Here is an 18,916-nt window from a genome sequence, read left to right on the forward strand (position 1 = left end):
ATTCTTTTTACTATGAATCTAGTTTATGTCTAAAAGCGTTTCGAAAAAAATATATGGAAATTTTGTTGTGACTCGTCTCTCAGAGATTGAGGAAATTCAAACGACACTAATCGAACTCGAACACCTTCCAACAGGTGCACAGATCATTAAACTCTTGAATGGAGATCAAGAAAACCTATTTAATCTTTCATTTCGCACATGGCCAACTAGCTCAAATGGTGTTGCTCATATCCTCGAGCATATTATTCTTTGTGGCTCAGAAAATTTTCCTGTGCGTGATCCATTCTTCTCAATGCATCGACGTAGTCTCAATACATTTATGAATGCTTTAACTGGTGGAGATTTTACATGCTATCCAGCTGCTTCTCAAATAGAAAAAGACTTCTTTAATTTACTAAGAGTCTATCTAGATGCAGTCTTTAAACCAAAGCTGACAAAACTCAGCTTTCTTCAAGAGGGACATCGTATTGAATTTTCACATCCAAATGATGTGAATTCCCCTCTTCTTTTCAAAGGTATTGTTTACAATGAAATGAAAGGAGCTATGGCTACTGGAGAAGCACGTCTTGGAGAAAGTTTGATGGAAGCGTTATTTCCTGATCTAACCTATCACTTCAATTCAGGAGGCGATCCGAAAATCATTCCATCATTAACCTATGAAGAATTAAAAGCTTTTCACACAAAATTTTATCATCCTAGTCGTTGCTTATTTTATTTTTATGGGAATATTTCCTTAGAAAAACATCTTGAATTCTTGGAAAAATATGCATTCAAAGGGGTTAAAAAAACTCCTTCTCTTCCCCCTTTACCTAAACAGCCTCGTTTTCAAAAAAGCATTAAAAAAACACTCACTTATCCAATATCAGAAGCTGAGGAAACCACTGACAAAATGCTTCTAGGCTTTTCATGGCTTACCTGTGGAATTTTGGATCAATTAGAATTGCTCGCTCTATGTACTCTAGATATCATTTTAATGGGCAGTGATGCAGCTCCATTGAAAGCTGCCTTGCTTAAATCGAATCTTTGCAAACAAGCCTCTTCAATGATGAGTACAGAAATGAGTGAAATTCCCTTCACAATTATCTGTAAAGGATGTCATGTTGAAAATGGTGAATTGATTGAACAAATTATTTCTAGCACTCTACAGAGTCTCATAAAAACAGAAATTTCAAATCAATTAATCGATGGAGCGATCCATCAAATTGAAATGACACGGATGGAAATTACAGGAGGCTCTTCTCCTTATGGTCTTGATCTGTATTTTCGTTCTGCTTTACTGAAACAGCACGGAGGAGACCCTGCAGATGGGTTACAAATCCATACGCTCTTCACTCATTTGAGAGAAAAAGTCAAACATCCTTCATATTTACCCGAATTAATCAAAAAACATTTTTTATTCAATCCCCATCATGTACGAATTACCATGATTCCTGAACCTAATCTTGCAACTCAGGAAATGCAAGAAGAACAAAATCGTTTAAATAAAATTTACGACTCATTAAAAAAAGAACAGATCTCAGCAATCCTTGAGCAGACTAAAAATTTAGAAAAAGCTCAAGAGGAATCAGAAAATCTGCATCTGTTACCAAAAATTACTCTGGATGATGTAGCTCGCTATGGAAAAGAATTCTTTCTTGAATCAGAAAAAATAGGTCAATTTGACCTACATTATCATCCTTGTTTTACGAACGATATTTTATATGCAGATCTTTTCCTAGACCTTCCAGAAATTGTTGAAAATGACCTCCCCTTACTCCGACTTTTTTCAGTGATCCTTCCTGAAGTAGGGTGTGGAAAAAATAGCTATCGTGAACATTTAGAATTTCTACTCGAGCATACTGGAGGAATCCATGTTTCACTTGATCTAGGAATTCAAGGGGATGAGTCAGAAAAACTCCGGCCATCTTTGATTATTTCGGGAAAAGCTCTCTATCGAAAGATAGATAAATTTTTCTCCATTTTTGGAGAGATATTAACAAAGGCAAATTTTAAAGATATTCCTCGGATTCAAGATTTATTAACACAACATTTTCTAGAAGTTGAAAATAGTATTCAGCATCATCCTCTACGTTATGCAATCCATTTGGCATCAAGAGGAAGTTCTGTTCCATCAACAATTGCAAATGCTTGGTATGGAATTGATTATTATTATGCACTGAAAAATATAATGGAATTATTTCATCGAGATCCTGGATTACTTATTGAAAAACTCGAGAGACTGCAAAATCTTTGTCTCAACCTCTCTGGTGGTGACCTAGTATTAACTTGTAGTGAAGAAATGGTGAAAAAATTAAAAAAAGAACAATTTTATGGATTGAGCAAAATTCCTTCAAGACCCTCCTCTCAATGGAAAGAAAATTATCTCATCAAACCCACCAAGTCACAAGGAAGAATGATTTCATCTCCAGTAGCATTCACAACCTTGTTTCTTAAATCTCTCTATTATACCCATCCTCATGCCCCTGCTCTTAGTCTAGCCTCAGAGATTATGGAAAACAAAATATTGCATAAGCGGATACGTGAACAAGGAGGAGCTTATGGAGCAGGTGCAGTAAATAAGACTCTGTTGCAACAATTTTACTTTTATTCCTATCGAGACCCACATTTAAAAAAGTCTATCGATGCTTTTCATGAAGCTACTCATATGGTGGTCTCTGGCAAGTTTGAAACTAGTGATATTGAAGAAGCAAAACTAGTTCTCTTTCAAGAACTCGATGCTCCAATTCCTCCTGGAGAACGTGCTGTGACTGCGTATAGTCATTTAAGAGGAAATCGTTCTCCAAAAGTACGACAGCTCTTTCGAGAACGTCTTCTTAAATTATCTAAGAAAGAGATTACCCTTGCTATAAGAGATCATATAGCTGTTAACCTTAAAGAAGGGATTATTGTTTCTTTTGCATCTAAAAATCTCCTTGAAAAAGAAAATTCTCTCTTAGAACATCCATTGGATCTTTATAAAATTTAATCATCGTGACTTGGAATGAAATAATTAGATTTTCTTTTTCTGATTCTAGAGTTGAATACTTTCAATCTTTATTTCTAAGAAATCAGAGTCTAAAAATCTTCCTGAATCTAATTTAAGGATAAATTTCCTTCCTTTCAAAAAGAAAAATCGGCAATATAGAAAGCTAAAAATGAAGATTGTTTTCATCACGATCTAATCAATCGAGAAGTAATCTTCTAAAAAAGTTAAGTTATTTTATTAGTTAATGTTAAATATGTTAGATATTATTAAGTTAAAAGAACTCTTTAAAAAAGATGAAAAAGATATTCTTAGTGATTTTTTTGCTTTTTTAAGATTTAAAAGTATTACAACTGATCCGAATTATCATCAGGAAGTGCAAAAGTGTGCTCAATGGCTGGCTGAATATCTGAATCTCATTGGGCTGTCTGTAGAAGTCTGGGATACTGATAAAGCTCCTATTATTTTTGCTCATGATTTAAGAGCGGGTCCTGAAAAAGAAACTCTTCTTATCTATTGTCACTATGATGTTCAACCAGTTGATCCTATTGAAGGATGGACTACTCCTCCATTTGAACCAACAATGCGAGATGGTCAGGTCTATGCAAGAGGAGCTGTAGATGATAAAGGACAATGCTTTTATACAATTGTGGCCATCAAAACTTTTTTAAAGCAGTTTGGTCAATTTCCATTTAATCTTAAATTTGTCATTGATGGTGAAGAAGAAAGTGGAAGTCTAGGTTTCTCTCAAATTCTTGAGGATAAAAGAAAAAGTCTATCCGCTGATCATCTTTTAATTGTGGATAGTGGAATGGAAAAAATAGAAAAACCCACTATTACTTTAGGTGCAAGAGGCATTGTCTCTTTAGAAGTCATAGTTAAAGAATCAAATCATGATCTTCATTCAGGTTTTGGTGGTGGCATAGCTTATAATCCAAACCGAGCTCTTGCCGAAATACTCGCTAAACTTCATGATGAAAATGGGAGTGTGGCTATTTCTGGTTTTTATGATGAAGTTGTTGAGATGCCTCCCCATGAAAAAAAAGGGCTCTCATTTGATTTTGATCCCGGACATTTTTTCTCTCTTTTTGGGTTTGAACCGACTGGAATGGAAAAAGGGCTTTCTCCTATTGAAGCAAATTGGTTACGCCCTACTCTTGAAATTAATGGAATTAACGGAGGATATAGTGGACCAGGTTGGAAAACAGTGATTCCATCTGTTGCCCAAGCAAAGATTTCTTGTCGTCTTGTGCCTCATCAATCTCCTGATCGTATCATTGCGCTTGTGCGAGATTTTTTAATTAATCAAACTCCACCGGGGTTAAATACTACAGTCAATATTTTTCCAGCAAATGGACGAGGATTTCGTACCAATCCAAATTCTCGTATTGCACATTTAATTGCAGAAAGTTATTCCCAAGTTTTTCAAAAACCTTGTCAAAAAAGCTTGATAGGAGCAACTATTCCTATTGCCGCTCAATTAGCAGAAGTTAGTGGTGCTGAGATGGTTTTAGCTGGACTCGGCTTACCAGCAGATCGTATTCATGCTCCGGATGAACATTTTGGATTTGATCGTTTTGAAAATGGATATTTAACAATATATCGATTATTTGAGTTGTTCAATTAAGATGACAGTTGGTATTTTTAAATTAATGATCTAATTTTAAATTTTGTTAATTTGGAGATTTTTGCCTGCTATGTTTTGTAAAAAAGCACTTTTATTTTTCATCAGTTCTTCTGTCTTATTTTCATCGATTTGTTTTTCTACTGAAAATGCCAAAGAGAGTGCTCATACTAATGAGGATCTACTTAAGCAGATCTCAAAGGGTTTTGCAAAAGTTGCAAAAAAAGCTAATCCTGCGGTTGTTTATATTGAATCTCAAGAAGGTGACAAAAATGAAAAAACACCTTCTGGTCGAGGCTTATTTGAAAATCCTTTTAACCAATTTCATGATGATTTTTTCAACAGATTTTTTGGTTTTCCTTATTTAGATCAACCCAAACCGAGAAAACGGGAAACCGTACGTGGTTCGGGATTTATTGTGGCCAACAATGGATACATTGTAACGAATAATCATGTTGTTGAAAATGCGAAAAAAGTGACTGTGACTTTTAATAGTGGAAAAAAATTCACTGCAAAAATCATTGGAACTGATCCTAAAACTGATCTAGCTGTTATTAAAATTGATCAAGAGAATCTTCCCTACCTTTCTTTTGCTGATTCTGAAGCTCTTGAAGTCGGTGACTGGGCAATTGCAATTGGCAATCCATTTGGACTTCAAGAAACAGTGACAGTTGGCGTAGTTAGTGCAAAAGGACGTAGTCAACTACATATTGCGGATTTTGAAGATTTTATTCAAACAGATGCTGCAATTAATCCTGGGAATTCAGGTGGACCCCTCATTGATATTGAAGGAGATGTGATAGGTGTAAACACTGCGATTGTTAGTGGTTCTGGTGGTTATATGGGAATCGGTTTTGCAATCCCTAGCAATATGGCCAAAAGAATTATCGAACAATTGATCAAAGATGGAGAAGTAAAGCGAGGATTTTTAGGTGTTACCTTGCAACAAATCGATCCTGATCTTGAAAGTTTTTATAATCTGAACTCATCTAAAGGTGCTTTAGTGACTGAAGTCATTCCAAATTCTCCAGCTGATTCTGCTGGGCTTAAGCAAGAAGATATTATTCTTGGTTATAATGATAATTTAGTCGAAAATCTGACCACTTTCCGTAACTATGTCTCTTTAATGCCCCCTGGATCCACATTAAATTTACGCATCAATCGTGAAGGTAAGGAAAAAGATATTAGTGTAGTTATTTCTTCCTTACCGGAAGAAAAAACTGGGCCACTAAGTCCAACTCAAAAATTGGGTTTAAAAGTAGAGAATCTTACTTCACAACTTGCACAGAAATACAATTTTTCTGAGGAATATGGGGTCATCATTACACAAATTGAACCAGGCAGTCCTGCAGCTGAGGCATTGCTTCGTCCGGGAAATCTTATCATAGCTATTAATAGACTTAGAATTAATTCAATAGAAGAATTTGATCAAGCTATCCATAAAGCTATGAAAGAAAAACGAGTTTTGCTTATGGTTCGTCAAGGAAACACCATACGCTTTGTCACTCTCCACTTGGAAGATTAGATCCTTAGTAAAATAACTAAAATCTTTTAGCTATTTTATTCAATAACTTCTTCACTGATTTGTGTGGTTAACGTCAGAATTTCATCTAGCGCAGCCTGTGCTTCAATAGCACATCTTGGATGATTATGGATAATAACTGAAAGAGTTTCACGTTGATCGTGAAACAAATCAAGTAGGTGTTCCCTTGATTGGAGAGAATACAATTTCTTTTGTTCTTTGATTTTCTGAATTTGCTTCTGAATTTCTTGGATTTCTTTCTGCGCAATTGCTTCTTTAATTTGCACTACATGGGTCTGAGCCTGAGTTAAATCCTTTTCTGCTAAGCATAGCCTGCGCTTCAAATCTTCCAAGCCAGATTGATTAAAAGAAATTAATCTCGCTCGACAGGTGCCTATTCCTAAAACAAAGACGATACCTAATATTAAGAACCGACCTTTCATAGATAACCTTTATTTTCAAGGGTCGGAGATTAGAAAAAAAAATACTAAAAAAGCAAGAAAAAACGATTTATTTATTTGCCTGTGTAAAAGCAAGAAATTGTGGATCATCACGAATTGAATCAAACTCTTCACGAGAAATAGCTTCTGCTACTGAAGTTAATCCTTCCCTTAAAGCACACTCTAACCAACCTACAGCTGGCTCAACACGTGATAAGATTCCATATGTCAATGCATTAATCAAAGCTGTATCAGCTGAAGGATGATCTTGATAACACTTATTTCCAATGTCAATCACAGTTTGGTAATCTTCATTCATATAAGCAAGAAAATGGAACGTTGCCAAACTCTCTCCAGAAAGATTTTTTTGCATAGGAATTAAAAGTTGATAAGCTTCCTCATATCGCTCCTGATGACGATAAATTTCTGCAATCTCTTGAGTAGCTAATGTATAAAGAATCCCTTTCTTTGTTTCTTTACGCACCTTTTCCAGTTTTTGTAAGGCCTGCTCTTCAAAACCAGATTCCAGATCAATATCAGCAGATTTAATTAATTCTTGCAAATGTGTATCACGATCTTTTTCATTGAAAATCTTATAGTAACGCAGAGAACGAAAGCTTTCAAATGTGAACATCAAAAAAAGAGCACCAATTAAAAACATGCCCACAGCAAAGAAAAACACACTCGTAATTATAGAAATCCCTAAGCTAATCACAATGGAAATTCTTAAACCTTTAAATCCAAAAATAGCTTCTAAAAGAATACTTAAAAGGTGCCCTCCATCAAGAGGAAGAATCGGGACAAGATTAAAGATTGTCCAAAAAAAATTCATAACAAAAGCAAACTTAACAACAAAAAATACGGGAGAGGATTGAATGAGTACTTTTTGATAAAAAGTGTGAAAAATCACCACAAGAAGGCATCCAGCAATAGGGCCATTTAAAACAACAAGAAATTCTTTCCAGAGATTGAGTTTTGGTCCTTCACGATAGGTAAACCCTCCAAATGCAGCTAATTCAATGCGAACTTTTTGTTGAAAAAGAATGGCTGTCAAAGCATGTCCTAACTCATGAATAAGAATAGAAAATAAGATCACACCTACACAAATTAGAGCTCCAGTCAAAGTAAAAGCCCACATCCATCCAATAAAAAAAGCAACCAACCAAAAAAGAGGGTGAATTGAAATAGGAATTTTTCCTGGAATGATCATGAAGTTAAGACTTCTTTTAGAGTTCGACCAATCACTGCTGGTGTCCTAGCAATGATCACACCTGCAGACTCAAGAGCTGCTATTTTCTCTTTTGCCCCTCCCTTTCCACCAGAAATAATCGCTCCAGCATGACCCATTCTTCTTCCAGAAGGCGCTGTTTGACCAGCAATAAAAGCAATGACTGGTTTTCTCCCTTTAACCCTAATCCAATCAGCTGCTTCTTCTTCGGCTACTCCCCCAATTTCTCCAATCATTAAAATCACTTCGGTTTCTCTATCTGCTTCAAAGAGTTCAAGCATATCAATAAAATGCGTCCCATTTAAGGGATCTCCTCCAATTCCTACGCATGTGCTTTGCCCTAATCCCTCTTGTGTGGTCTGCCAAACTGCTTCATAAGTTAGTGTTCCAGAACGTGAAACAATACCCACACATCCTTTTTTATGGATATAGCCGGGCATAATGCCAATCTTACAGGCATCAGGAGTAATGATACCTGGACAATTTGGACCAATTAAGCGACTCGTTTTGCTTTGTTTCATAATCTGTGCAACTTCTAGCATATCACGTATAGGGATTCCTTCTGTAATACAAATAATCAGAGGGATACTAGCTTCTTCAGCTTCTAAAATTGCTTCAGCCGCATAAGGCGCTGGGACAAAAATCACACTTGCATCACAATCTGTGACCTTTTTTGCTTCTTTAACTGTATCAAAAACAGGCAGATTAAGGTAATTTTCTCCTCCTTTACCTGGAGTCACCCCTCCAACATAATTCGATCCATAGGCAATACTTGCTTGGGTATGAAATGTTCCTGCTTTCCCAGTTAACCCTTGTGTAATGACTCTTGTTTGTTTATCAATTAAAACTGCCATTAATCTGCACTTTTTGCTGCTTTAATCACTTTAATTGCACCATCTTCCATTGTATCAGCCATGATCAGATTGAGTCCTGATTCTTTGAAAACTTGTTTCCCATTGACTGCATTTGTTCCCTCTATTCTAATAATCAAAGGAAGGACTCGATCAATTTTTTTCATTGCCTCAACAATTCCTTTTGCTAAGACTGAACAATCCATAATTCCTCCAAAAATATTCACAAAAATAGACTTAACCTTTGGATCCAACAAAATGATTTTAAAACCATGTGCAATTTCTTCTTTAGAAGCTCCTCCCCCTACATCTAAAAAGTTTGCAGGCTTTCCTCCATAATAATGGATAATATCCATTGTAGCCATCGCAAGTCCGGCTCCATTGACTAAACACCCAATCTCTCCATCTAAACCGATATAGGAAAGATCGCAATCCTTAGCCATGACCTCATTAGGAGTGTCCTGAGAAGGATCATACCATTGTGAGATTGCTGGCTGTCGAAAAAGAGCGTTGTCATCAATAGTAAATTTAGCATCAAGTGCAAGTAATTTTCCTTCTTCTGTTTCAATAAAGGGATTAATTTCAATAAGAGAAGCGTCTGTTTCAATAAAAGCCTTTGCAAGATTTAAAGCGATTTTCATTCCCTCTTGAGCCAAAGTACCTCTCCAACCCATAAATTTTGCAAGATGAAAGAGATGAAATTTTCTGATATGTCCATCAAATCTGAAAGGAATTTTAAGAATATCCTGAGGGGTTGTTTTTGCAATCTCTTCAATATCTACTCCTCCTTTAGGTGAAGCGATTAAAATTGGAAGAGCAGATGAACGATCAACCATAACTGATAGATAATATTCTTTTTTTATCGATACTGATGGAGAAATGATCACAAATTGTGCAACTACCCCCTTTGGTCCTGTTTGATCATTGATTATCCTCATTCCAATTAAATCAGAAGAAAGACGTACGATTTCTTCAGGATTATTGGCAAATTTCACTCCTCCTGCTTTTTTTCTACCTCCAGCATGCACTTGTACCTTAATCACTGCTTGGTGAAGCCTCATATCTATAATTGCATTTTCTACTTCTTGATTGTTAGCAGCAATCGCAAAGGGAGGAACAGGAATGCCATACTGCATGAAGATTTTTTTTGCTTGATATTCGTGAATATACATTTACTTCCTTTTAGAGTTTCTTATGTGATATACCTGATTTTCATTCAATGAAGGAATTAAATTTTCATGCTTAAATTTCTTGGTAAAAAAATCCGTGCAATTTTTAAAGGACAAGTTAATGAAGAGATGATTGAAGAACTCGAGCAAGTTTTCTATGAATCAGACTTAGGTTCCTCAACAAGTGAGGAGTTAACTGAATATATACGAAAAATGATCAAAAAAAAATCTTCAAAAGAAGAACTCCTCGCGGCAATTAAACAAGAACTCCTCAAAGAGTTGCTGCAAATTTCCTCTCCTTCTTTTGAAAATACACCTCTTCATGTTGTCTTGATTGTTGGTACGAATGGGAATGGAAAAACAACAACAACAGCAAAATTAGCCTATGATTATCAAAAAAAAGGAAAAAAAGTATTAATTGCAGCTACTGATACTTTTCGAGCAGCTGGAATGCAACAAATTGAAAAATGGGTCGCCAAAATAAAATGTGGGATTGTATCAGGTCGACCTGGAGGAGATCCGGCTGCTATCGTGTTTGATGCAATTGAAGCAGCAAAAAGTAGACAATATGATCTTCTCCTGATCGATACAGCTGGTCGTCTTCATACAAAAAATAATTTAATGAAAGAACTACAAAAGATCTCTCGTGTCTGTGAAAAGTCCCTTCCAGGATCACCTCACGAAACTCTTCTTGTTTTAGATGCGACAATTGGTCAAAATGGACTCAACCAAGCAAGGATATTTCACCAATTTACTCCTCTTACCGGTCTCATTTTAACTAAGCTTGATGGATCAGCAAAAGGAGGGGCTGTCATCGCTATTCAAAAAAAATTAGCTCTTCCCGTGAAATATATCGGCTTAGGGGAAACAATCGATGCCTTTGCTTCTTTTGACCCAGAACAATTTGTTGAAATGCTTTTTGAATAGATATTTACTTAATGGAGATAAATATAGATATTTTAAATATATAAAATTTTTTATTTAAAATTCAGAATTTTTTTCAGAAAAAATTGTTTATAAATTTAAAATGGTTTTTTTTATAAATTTATGATGATTTTAGTTATATTGTTTAGAGTTATTTAAAATCTTATCTTTTTGGTACAATAGTTTTTTTGTCCATAAATTAGGAGTCCTAGATGAACAAATCCTTCGACTGGAGAATATCTCTATTTTTAATCTCCTATCAGCTTCTTCTGATTTTTTCCCTTCCTTTTTATTTTTATTATATGCAACCCAGTGCTGTTTTAATTGTTCTATCAATTATTCTCCTTTTCATCACTGGAATTAGTGTCACAGGAGGCTATCACCGTTATTTTTCCCATCGAACTTATAAAGCTCACCCATTGATTGAATCTCTGCTACTTTTTTTTGGAGGGATGGCAATGGAAGGCAGTGCTCTCAGATGGGCGTACGAACATCGTCTTCACCATGCTTACGTAGACACAGAAAAAGACCCTTATTCAATTAAAAAAGGATTTTTGTATGCTCATTTTTTATGGATGCTTGAAAAAGCTCGACCGATTGAAGAGAAGCTTGTAAGTGATTTAATAAAAAATCCACGAGTGATGTTTCAGGACAAATTGATTTTTTTCTTTATGTTTGGAACAAACTTTCTTGTTTGGATTGTGATGGGTTGGTTACTTAATGATTACATAGGCTCTTTTTTTATTGCTGTTGCTCTAAGAATTTTTATTCTTCATCATTTGACTTGGTTTATCAACTCTCTTGCTCATACATGGGGAAACAAACCTTTTTGCCAAGAACAGACGGCAGTGAATAACCTAATTCTCTCTTTTCTAACTTTTGGAGAAGGATATCATAACTATCACCATGTCTTTCCTAAAGACTATAGAAACGGTGTAAAATGGTACCATTTTGATCCGACTAAATGGATAATATGGATTCTTTCAAAATTAAAGCTAGTCAGAGACTTAAAGCAAGTTGATCAACTAACGATTAAAAAACGCATGGTTATTGAGCGTAAAGCCCTACTTTTAAAAAAAATTCATAACATAGATTACGTTAGACAAGAAGAACTCACCAGCCAAGTTGAAATCATTGCGAGTAAAATACTTGAGAAAATCATGAACTTTACCCACCTTTACAAGGAATTGGATAAATTTAAACAACCTGCAATCACATCCAAAATTCACTATGAGCTTTATTGTCTGCATGCGAGCTTAAAAGAAGATTGGAAACAATGGAAGCTCTTATCAAGAGAAATTCTAAATACTTAAACCTCTTCTCTGAAAGAAGAGGTCAAAGATCATCTAAATTTAAAGAAATATAAAAAAGAGATAGACCGCTAGGTCTTTTCTCTTTGAAATGATGTAAATAAAAAAAATATCAGTGATAAATTAACGTTTATTACCAGATGAAAAAATTTGTAGCAAATACCAAAAAATCATAATGACATTGATATACATCTTAAGAGCCATAATCATTGACAATTTATAAGAAGCAACTGATTTAATATCTACTTCCATACTAAATTGTCGAATCGTTTGGGCATCATAAGCAGTCAAACCAACAAAGATAATCAAACCTAAATAACTGATAAAAAGATGAGCCCACTGCATGGGAATAAAAAATGAAAGAATCATATAAAGAAAAGTCACTACAATAAGTCCAATTAAACCAAAAGTCAGGATACGGCCCAAACTAGTTAAATCATTTTTTGTAAAAATCCCATAACACATTGCCATACCAAAAACTGCTGAAGCAGTTAAAAAAGCTGACCAGATCACTTGTCCACCAAAAGCCGCAGCAAAGGCAGGAAGAATTGTCCCGAATAAAATCCCTTCAAAAGTCGCATAAGCTAAGAAAAGCCCTATCACACTGCCAATAGAAAGGCGTTTTAGACCTAAATTAATCCCCATAGCAATGCCAAAAGTTGCAAATGCCCAGACCCACCAGAAAGGCATAAGCTTGATATAAAGAGCACTTTCATACAGAAAATAAGCGACAAAAGCAGTTAATCCAAGGCCAATCGCCATCCAACCGTAAACACGCGTTGAAAAGGTTCCAACAGCACTTGCATCTTGAATATATCCCTTGTGCATAAGAAACTCCTTTTTTACTTTGCATCATTGTACCTTTTTAATTAATTTTGACCAACATAAGAATCAATTCAAAAATAACAAAAAAGAATAAAAGCAAAAGAATAAAGCGACCACCAAAAAGAGTATAAGTGCTTTTATACAGTAGTCTATAACGACCTCGCCAAACCATAAGAATAGGGAGAAGTCCAAGAAGTAAAACACATCCAAACCCTCCGCCATATTTAAGAGCAACTAAAAAAATAGAAGGATCAATCATAGCAAAAACAAGAGGAGGTAAAAAAATCAAACAAGCAAGAAGAGACCGTCCTAATAGAGTTTTTTTCACTTTAAGTCCATCAGCTAAAAAATCTAGTAAACTAAGTGTAACACCTAAAAATGAAGTGACAATGGCAAAAAATGCAAAAAATTCTACAACAAGATAGAGCCAAGAAGATTGGATGATCATCTTTAAAGGTGAAACTGCAGACTGACCCATCTCTCGAGCTTGTTCTAATCCTGTTTGATCGATGATTCCAAGAATTAATCCTTCCCAGAGGATATAAGTGATTAGAGGGATTAAGCTTCCAAGTATAATAGCTTTTTTGACACGAAGAGAGTCTCTACCAAGATAGTGAGTTAAAGTAGGAACAATCCCTTGAAAACCAAAAGAAGTCAAAACAACGGGGATAGCTGGTAGAGCTAAAGGAAAATCAAAACGCTTTAGAAGATGGCATTTTATATGACTAAATCCAAAAAAAAGAAAAAGAAAGAAAGAGAAAATCAACCCAACCATGAGAATTTTATTAATCCTATCAACAGCCTTTGCACCAAAGACAACAAAAGGGGCAAAAATTAAAACAAAAATCAAGGGGCTTATCCTAATAGGAATATGACTATGCCCCATGGAAGACAATACATCCTTGACCAAACTCCCCCCTCCCGAAATATAGACCACTGTCAGGGAATAAAAAAGAAAAAGATAGAGAAACCAAGTGATGATTCTTCCTGGCATTCCAAGCATATTTTCTGCCATAGAGATGATATTGACCTCTTCTCGACTCCAAAGAGAAATCTCCATAAAAATCAGGGCTGTCATTGTCATAAATATCCAGCAGAGAAAATAGATCAAGATTGCCGCAAAAAACCCTCCTGCAGAGGTAAGAACAGGTAAAGCTAACATCCCCCCTCCAATAGCTGTTCCTGCAACTAATAAAGCTCCTCCAAAAAGATGTCCTTCTTTAGAAAAATTCATAGTTTAAAAAGAAATAAGAAGTAAAAATGATTGACTATACAACTGTGACTGCCTTTGCAAGATTACGAGGACAATCAATTTCTGCTCCCCTTTCTTCTGCAATATAATAAGCAAGTTGCTGGCTAACAATTGTTGAAAGAATTGGCGCTAACTCATCAAGAGTAGAAGGAATCCAAATTATATCATCAGCAATAGATTCAACCTCAAAGGAATTTTCAAAGGCAATCGCAAGAATTTTCCCTTGACGAGCTTTCACCTCCATCAAATTACTGACCATCTTTAGGTAAGTGTAAGTGTCAGCACAAAATGCTATCGTTGGACACATTTCATCGATCAAAGCAATCGGTCCATGTTTCATTTCTCCTGCTGGATAGCCATTTGCATTCACATAAGCAATTTCTTTAAGTTTTAGTGCCCCTTCCATAGCTGTGGGATACATATAGCGTCGGCCAAGGTAAAAAAAATTTTCATATCCAGCATACTTCCGTGCTAGCTCGATGATTTGAGAGCTTTCTTCTAAAATCTTTTGAGCTTGTTTAGGAATTTTAGTTAAAGCCTCAATAAAGCGCATTCCTTCTTGTTGACTCATCTCTTTTATTCTTCCAAGACGTAATGCAAGAAGAGACAGAGTGATCAATTGACTGGTGAAAGTTTTAGTTGCCGCGACTCCAATTTCAGGACCAGCACGTAAAAATAAACAACTATCAACTTCACGTGCAAGTGTCGAACCTTGAACATTACAAATCCCTAAAATTTTTACTCTTTTTTCTTTCAATTCCCGCATTGCAACAAGTGTATCAGCTGTTTCCCCTGACTGACTAATCACAATGACTAGAGTGTGATCATTCACAATGGGATTTTTATAGCAAAATTCTGAAGCAATTTCGACCATGACTGGAATACGTGCTTTTTCTTCAAACATATAAGCAGCAATCATCCCAGCATGTAGCGAAGTTCCGCAGGCAAGAATAATAATTCGATCAATTTTTTGTAATTCTTCATCAGTAAAATTAAGATCATCAAGAGTAGCAGTTCCATATTCACAACTAAAACGCGCAAGAAGAGCATTTTGCAAAGTCTGAGGCTGTTCGTCGATCTCTTTAAGCATAAAGTGCTGGTAATGTCCTTTAGATACTGCTTCAATATCATGACTAAGATCTTCATACTCTTTTTCAATTGGTTCAAACCGAGCATCGAAAGCTTGAATTCCATTTTTTGTTACAAGAGCCACTTCTGAGGCTCGCAGATAGATAGCACGACGAGTATATTTCAAAAAAGCTAACGCATCTGAAGCAATAAACATTTCTCCTTTGCCAATACCAACTGCAAGAGGACTTTCTTGGGCAGCACATATAATTTCTCCAGGATGGTCTTCATGAATAACAGCAATTGCAAATGCTCCTGAGAGAAGACTAACAGCTCTTTGAACAGCTCGTAAAAAATTCCCCTTATAAAGATAACCAATTAATTGAGAAATGACTTCTGTATCAGTTTCAGAATAAAAAATAACCCCTCTTTTTTCCATCAAACGACGAATAGAATCATAATTTTCAATAATCCCGTTGTGAACAACTGCACATTTTAATTCAGCATCAAAATGAGGATGAGAATTCTCTTGAGTAGGTTTTCCATGAGTTGCCCAGCGGGTATGAGCAATAGCTATATGAGCCTCCCATTTCTTATCTGCAAGTAAATTTTCAAGTTTAGCCACTTTCCCAACTGATTTTTCAAACAGTAACATTCCATCACTAATCGTTGCAATCCCTGCTGAATCATACCCACGATATTCAAGTCTACGAATCCCCTCGATCACAATTGACACAGCCTCTTGAGGGCCAATATATCCAAAAAATCCACACACTATTTTTTCTTTACTCCAATTTCTCGTTGAACTTCTCTTGCAATCTCTTCAGCAAATAGGTCTACTTGATGCTTTTTAGGCCCTTCAACCATGACACGACAAAGATTTTCAGTTCCAGAATAACGGATCAACACTCGTCCTTCTTTACCCAACTCTTCCTCAATCATTGCAATTTTTTTCCACACATTTGTTAACTTGTGTAAAGAGGGTTTTTTTGAAACAGGAACATTAATAAGAGTTTGTGGAATTTTTTTTACACAAGCCGCTAAATCCGAAAGAGTTGAATCATTTTCAATCATGATCCTTAGAACCTGTAGAGCAGCAACAATACCATCCCCCGTTGTATTATGGTCAAGAAAGATCATATGACCACTCTGTTCTCCCCCTAAAAAAGCATCATACTTCAGCATATCATGAATTACATATCGATCACCAACTTTTGATAAAATCACTTCTATTCCAATGGATTTCAAATACTGAACGACTCCGTAATTCGTCATTACAGTTGTAACAACGCGATTATTTTTTAACATTTTTCGATTTTGTAAATCATAAGCACAAATCGCTAAAATTATGTCGCCATCGACGATATGACCTTGTTCATCTACCATAATCACTCGATCTCCATCTCCATCAAGAGCGATCCCTACATTAGCTTTATGCTCAATCACCCCTTTTTGCATAACTGATGGGTGTAAGGCACCACAATTTTCATTAATATTAATCCCATTTGGATCATTCCCTATTGCAACTACTTCAGCATCTAGCTCCCAAAAAACAAGAGGAGCAACTCTATGAGCAGCACCATTAGCACAGTCTAAAAATATTTTTATGCCTTTTAATGTTCTACCTTTTGGAAAAGTAGCTTTTACAAATTCAATATACCGTCCTCCAGCATCTTCGATGCGCTTATTTCGACCTAATTCGTTATCTGGTGGAATCTCTTCGAAATTTCCTAAAGCAATAATCTTTTCCATTTCATGTTCAATCTCATCAGGCAATTTAATACCATCGGAAATAAAAATCTTAATTCCATTATCATGATAAGGATTGTGTGATGCAGAAATTACAATCCCAGCATCAGCGCGATAAGCACGAGTAATAAAAGCAACCGCTGGAGTTGGAAGTGGACCTACTATTAATGTATCTACCCCCATAGAATTTAGGCCTGCTACAAGTGCATTTTCAAACATATAACAAGAAAGTCGCGTATCTTTCCCTACAACTACTCGATGCTTTCCATTATGACGACGAAGGACAACAGCGACAGCTTTACCAAGCATGAGAGCAATCTCAACAGTCATCGGAAAATAGTTGGCTCGTCCCCTAACACCATCAGTTCCAAATAACTTAAAGTCAGATCTTTTAATCACTCTTTCCTATAGCTTTTATATAAAACCATACAGAACAAAAAGATTTCTTTCTAGAATTGATCGACGTTTATCAAATTCATGATCGATACAATAAATAGATCAATTTCTATTTCAAGTAGTTTAGCAAATCTACTATCTTGATTTCTTTACTAATCTAAACTATTGACTAAGAAATTAAAAAATCTCCCTTTTATCTAAGAAAAATATCGAAAACCTTTTTTCTTCTATAAATTCAAATATAAGTCAGTAGACAAGAGGAAAGATTTTGGATATAGTCAGCCCATTTGGAATAGTGCCTTTTCCTTAAAAAACCAAAGAAAACCTGCTTATGATTAATAAAATCGTCTCATTTTAATTGCATGAACATCGCTAGAAAGAAACATTTTCATCTGTGAAAGAAAAAATCTACAACATAAGAGACCATCATATTCGCAATGAACTGATCGACCCTAAAGCTCTTTTTGTTCTAAAAAAACTTCATCAAGCAGGCTATACTGCCTATCTTGTTGGAGGAGGAGTACGTGATCTACTTATGAGAAAAAAACCCAAAGATTTTGATATCTCTACTTCAGCTAAACCTAATGAAATCAAAATCTTATTTAAAAAACACTGCTTATTAATTGGGCGTCGATTTCGCCTTGCTCATATTCGTTTGGGGCAAGATATTATTGAAGTATCAACATTCCGAGCAGGAGATCCAACTGATCAGGAACTAATCATTGAAGATAATATCTGGGGAACACCAAAAGAGGATGTTTTACGCCGTGATTTTACGATGAATGGATTATTTTATGACCCTCTGGATCACAAAATTATTGATTATGTTGGTGGCTTTGAAGACCTTAAAAATCATAATTTAAGAATGATAGGTGATCCAAAGCTACGTTTTAAACAAGATCCTGTCCGTATGATTCGTATGCAAAAGTTTCGTGCTCGTTTTGGCTTTAATGTTGATTTAGAGATTCTTCAAGCATTAGATGAATGTCGTAAAGAAATTATCAAAAGTTCCCCTAATCGAGTGTTGGAAGAAATTTTCCGAATGTTAGAATCAGGCGCTTCCGAGCCTTTTTTTCGGATGCTGGTTGATTCACAACTCCTTGAAATTCTATTTCCTCCTCTTGATGCTTATTTTCAGCAGCCGATTGGATCTCTTATCTATACCTACTTAAAAACAGCCGATTCGATAAATCTCGATTCAACATCCCCTATTCTTGACAGAGGAGTTTTAACAGCTGCTCTTATTTATCCTATTTTAGAACAAGAAATTGCAACAAAAGAAAAAAAAATCAGTATGGGTGATGTAATGAATCTATCTTATGAATTAATTCAAAAATTATTATTTAAACCCTACCCACATTTTCCTCGAAAAATTCGCATACGTTGTCATTTTATCCTTTTCACACAGTATAGATTCAGTCTCAAAAAAAAACAGTCTCACCACCGCGTGGCAAAACAAAAAGAGTTTTTCTATGCTTTAGTATTTTTAAAAATTCGTGCCCTGATTAATCCTAGTCTTTTCAAAATCTATAGAAAATGGAAATCTGTTTTAAAAAGAGAACATGAAAAAAAAAATCCATGATTTCTTTATCTGAA

Annotated in this window: 14 protein-coding genes; 6 read left to right on the top strand and 8 right to left on the bottom strand. The window is 35.5% G+C overall.

The genetic code is table 11. The annotated features are described in order from the left end of the window. The first annotated feature begins 25 nt into the window (after positions 1-25). From R3E91_01705 to R3E91_01715, 3 genes are all read left to right on the top strand, one after another. Positions 26-2,965 carry an insulinase family protein gene (locus tag R3E91_01705; protein ID MEZ5314914.1) on the top strand — a complete coding sequence of 980 codons (2,940 nt, stop codon included), beginning with the start codon at positions 26-28 and terminating at the stop codon, positions 2,963-2,965. Positions 2,966-3,218: 253 nt separating this feature from the next. After that, positions 3,219-4,589 (top strand): M20/M25/M40 family metallo-hydrolase, encoded by a 1,371-nt coding sequence (locus tag R3E91_01710; GenBank protein ID MEZ5314915.1) that lies wholly within the window; start codon positions 3,219-3,221, stop codon positions 4,587-4,589. 70 nt (positions 4,590-4,659) lie between these two features. Next, a complete protein-coding gene (locus tag R3E91_01715) occupies positions 4,660-6,111 on the top strand; it encodes a DegQ family serine endoprotease (GenBank protein ID MEZ5314916.1) in 1,452 nt (483 codons plus the stop codon). Positions 6,112-6,146: 35 nt separating this feature from the next. Here R3E91_01715 and R3E91_01720 read toward each other — a convergent pair whose 3' ends face one another. The 4 genes from R3E91_01720 to sucC form a co-directional block, all read right to left on the bottom strand. Next, positions 6,147-6,551: a hypothetical protein gene (locus R3E91_01720; GenBank protein ID MEZ5314917.1), complete on the bottom strand. Its 405-nt coding sequence runs from the start codon at positions 6,549-6,551 to the stop codon at positions 6,147-6,149. Positions 6,552-6,618: 67 nt separating this feature from the next. Continuing rightward, positions 6,619-7,758 (bottom strand): site-2 protease family protein, encoded by a 1,140-nt coding sequence (locus tag R3E91_01725; protein MEZ5314918.1) that lies wholly within the window; start codon positions 7,756-7,758, stop codon positions 6,619-6,621. Next, positions 7,755-8,630, bottom strand: coding sequence for a succinate--CoA ligase subunit alpha (gene sucD / locus R3E91_01730; protein MEZ5314919.1), 876 nt, complete (start codon positions 8,628-8,630; stop codon positions 7,755-7,757). Before sucD ends, R3E91_01725 begins: the two co-directional genes overlap by 4 nt. Then, entirely contained in the window at positions 8,630-9,799 is a 1,170-nt protein-coding gene (gene sucC, locus R3E91_01735; GenBank protein MEZ5314920.1) for an ADP-forming succinate--CoA ligase subunit beta, read from the bottom strand. Before sucC ends, sucD begins: the two co-directional genes overlap by 1 nt. 66 nt (positions 9,800-9,865) lie before the next feature. On the opposite strand from sucC, the gene ftsY reads away from it, so the two are divergent. Together ftsY and R3E91_01745 are read left to right on the top strand one after the other, a co-directional pair. After that, a complete protein-coding gene (gene ftsY / locus R3E91_01740; protein MEZ5314921.1) occupies positions 9,866-10,723 on the top strand; it encodes a signal recognition particle-docking protein FtsY in 858 nt (285 codons plus the stop codon). Between the two features lie 209 nt (positions 10,724-10,932). Next, complete coding sequence (locus tag R3E91_01745; protein ID MEZ5314922.1) at positions 10,933-12,033, top strand: acyl-CoA desaturase; 1,101 nt, start codon at positions 10,933-10,935, stop codon at positions 12,031-12,033. Between the two features lie 120 nt (positions 12,034-12,153). Here R3E91_01745 and R3E91_01750 read toward each other — a convergent pair whose 3' ends face one another. Genes R3E91_01750 through glmM form a run of 4 tightly spaced genes read right to left on the bottom strand, consistent with a single transcriptional unit; the run spans position 12,154 to position 17,320 of the window. Further along, positions 12,154-12,858 carry a Bax inhibitor-1/YccA family protein gene (locus tag R3E91_01750; GenBank protein ID MEZ5314923.1) on the bottom strand — a complete coding sequence of 235 codons (705 nt, stop codon included), beginning with the start codon at positions 12,856-12,858 and terminating at the stop codon, positions 12,154-12,156. Positions 12,859-12,895: 37 nt separating this feature from the next. After that, positions 12,896-14,089 carry an aromatic amino acid transport family protein gene (locus R3E91_01755; protein ID MEZ5314924.1) on the bottom strand — a complete coding sequence of 398 codons (1,194 nt, stop codon included), beginning with the start codon at positions 14,087-14,089 and terminating at the stop codon, positions 12,896-12,898. A gap of 34 nt (positions 14,090-14,123) precedes the next feature. After that, positions 14,124-15,950 carry a glutamine--fructose-6-phosphate transaminase (isomerizing) gene (glmS, locus tag R3E91_01760; GenBank protein MEZ5314925.1) on the bottom strand — a complete coding sequence of 609 codons (1,827 nt, stop codon included), beginning with the start codon at positions 15,948-15,950 and terminating at the stop codon, positions 14,124-14,126. Next, the gene (glmM, locus tag R3E91_01765; protein ID MEZ5314926.1) at positions 15,950-17,320 is read right to left on the bottom strand and encodes a phosphoglucosamine mutase; all 1,371 of its coding nucleotides are present in this window, start codon (positions 17,318-17,320) and stop codon (positions 15,950-15,952) included. The genes glmS and glmM overlap by 1 nt, the downstream gene beginning before the upstream one ends. A 394-nt stretch (positions 17,321-17,714) precedes the next feature. Here glmM and pcnB point away from each other — a divergent pair, with 394 nt between their 5' ends. Then, entirely contained in the window at positions 17,715-18,902 is a 1,188-nt protein-coding gene (pcnB, locus tag R3E91_01770) for a polynucleotide adenylyltransferase PcnB (protein ID MEZ5314927.1), read from the top strand. Positions 18,903-18,916 lie beyond the last annotated feature (14 nt).

It is taken from the genome of Chlamydiales bacterium, from assembly GCA_041395025.1.
In the GTDB taxonomy this organism is placed as follows: Bacteria; Chlamydiota; Chlamydiia; order Chlamydiales; family JAAKFR01; genus JAJACP01.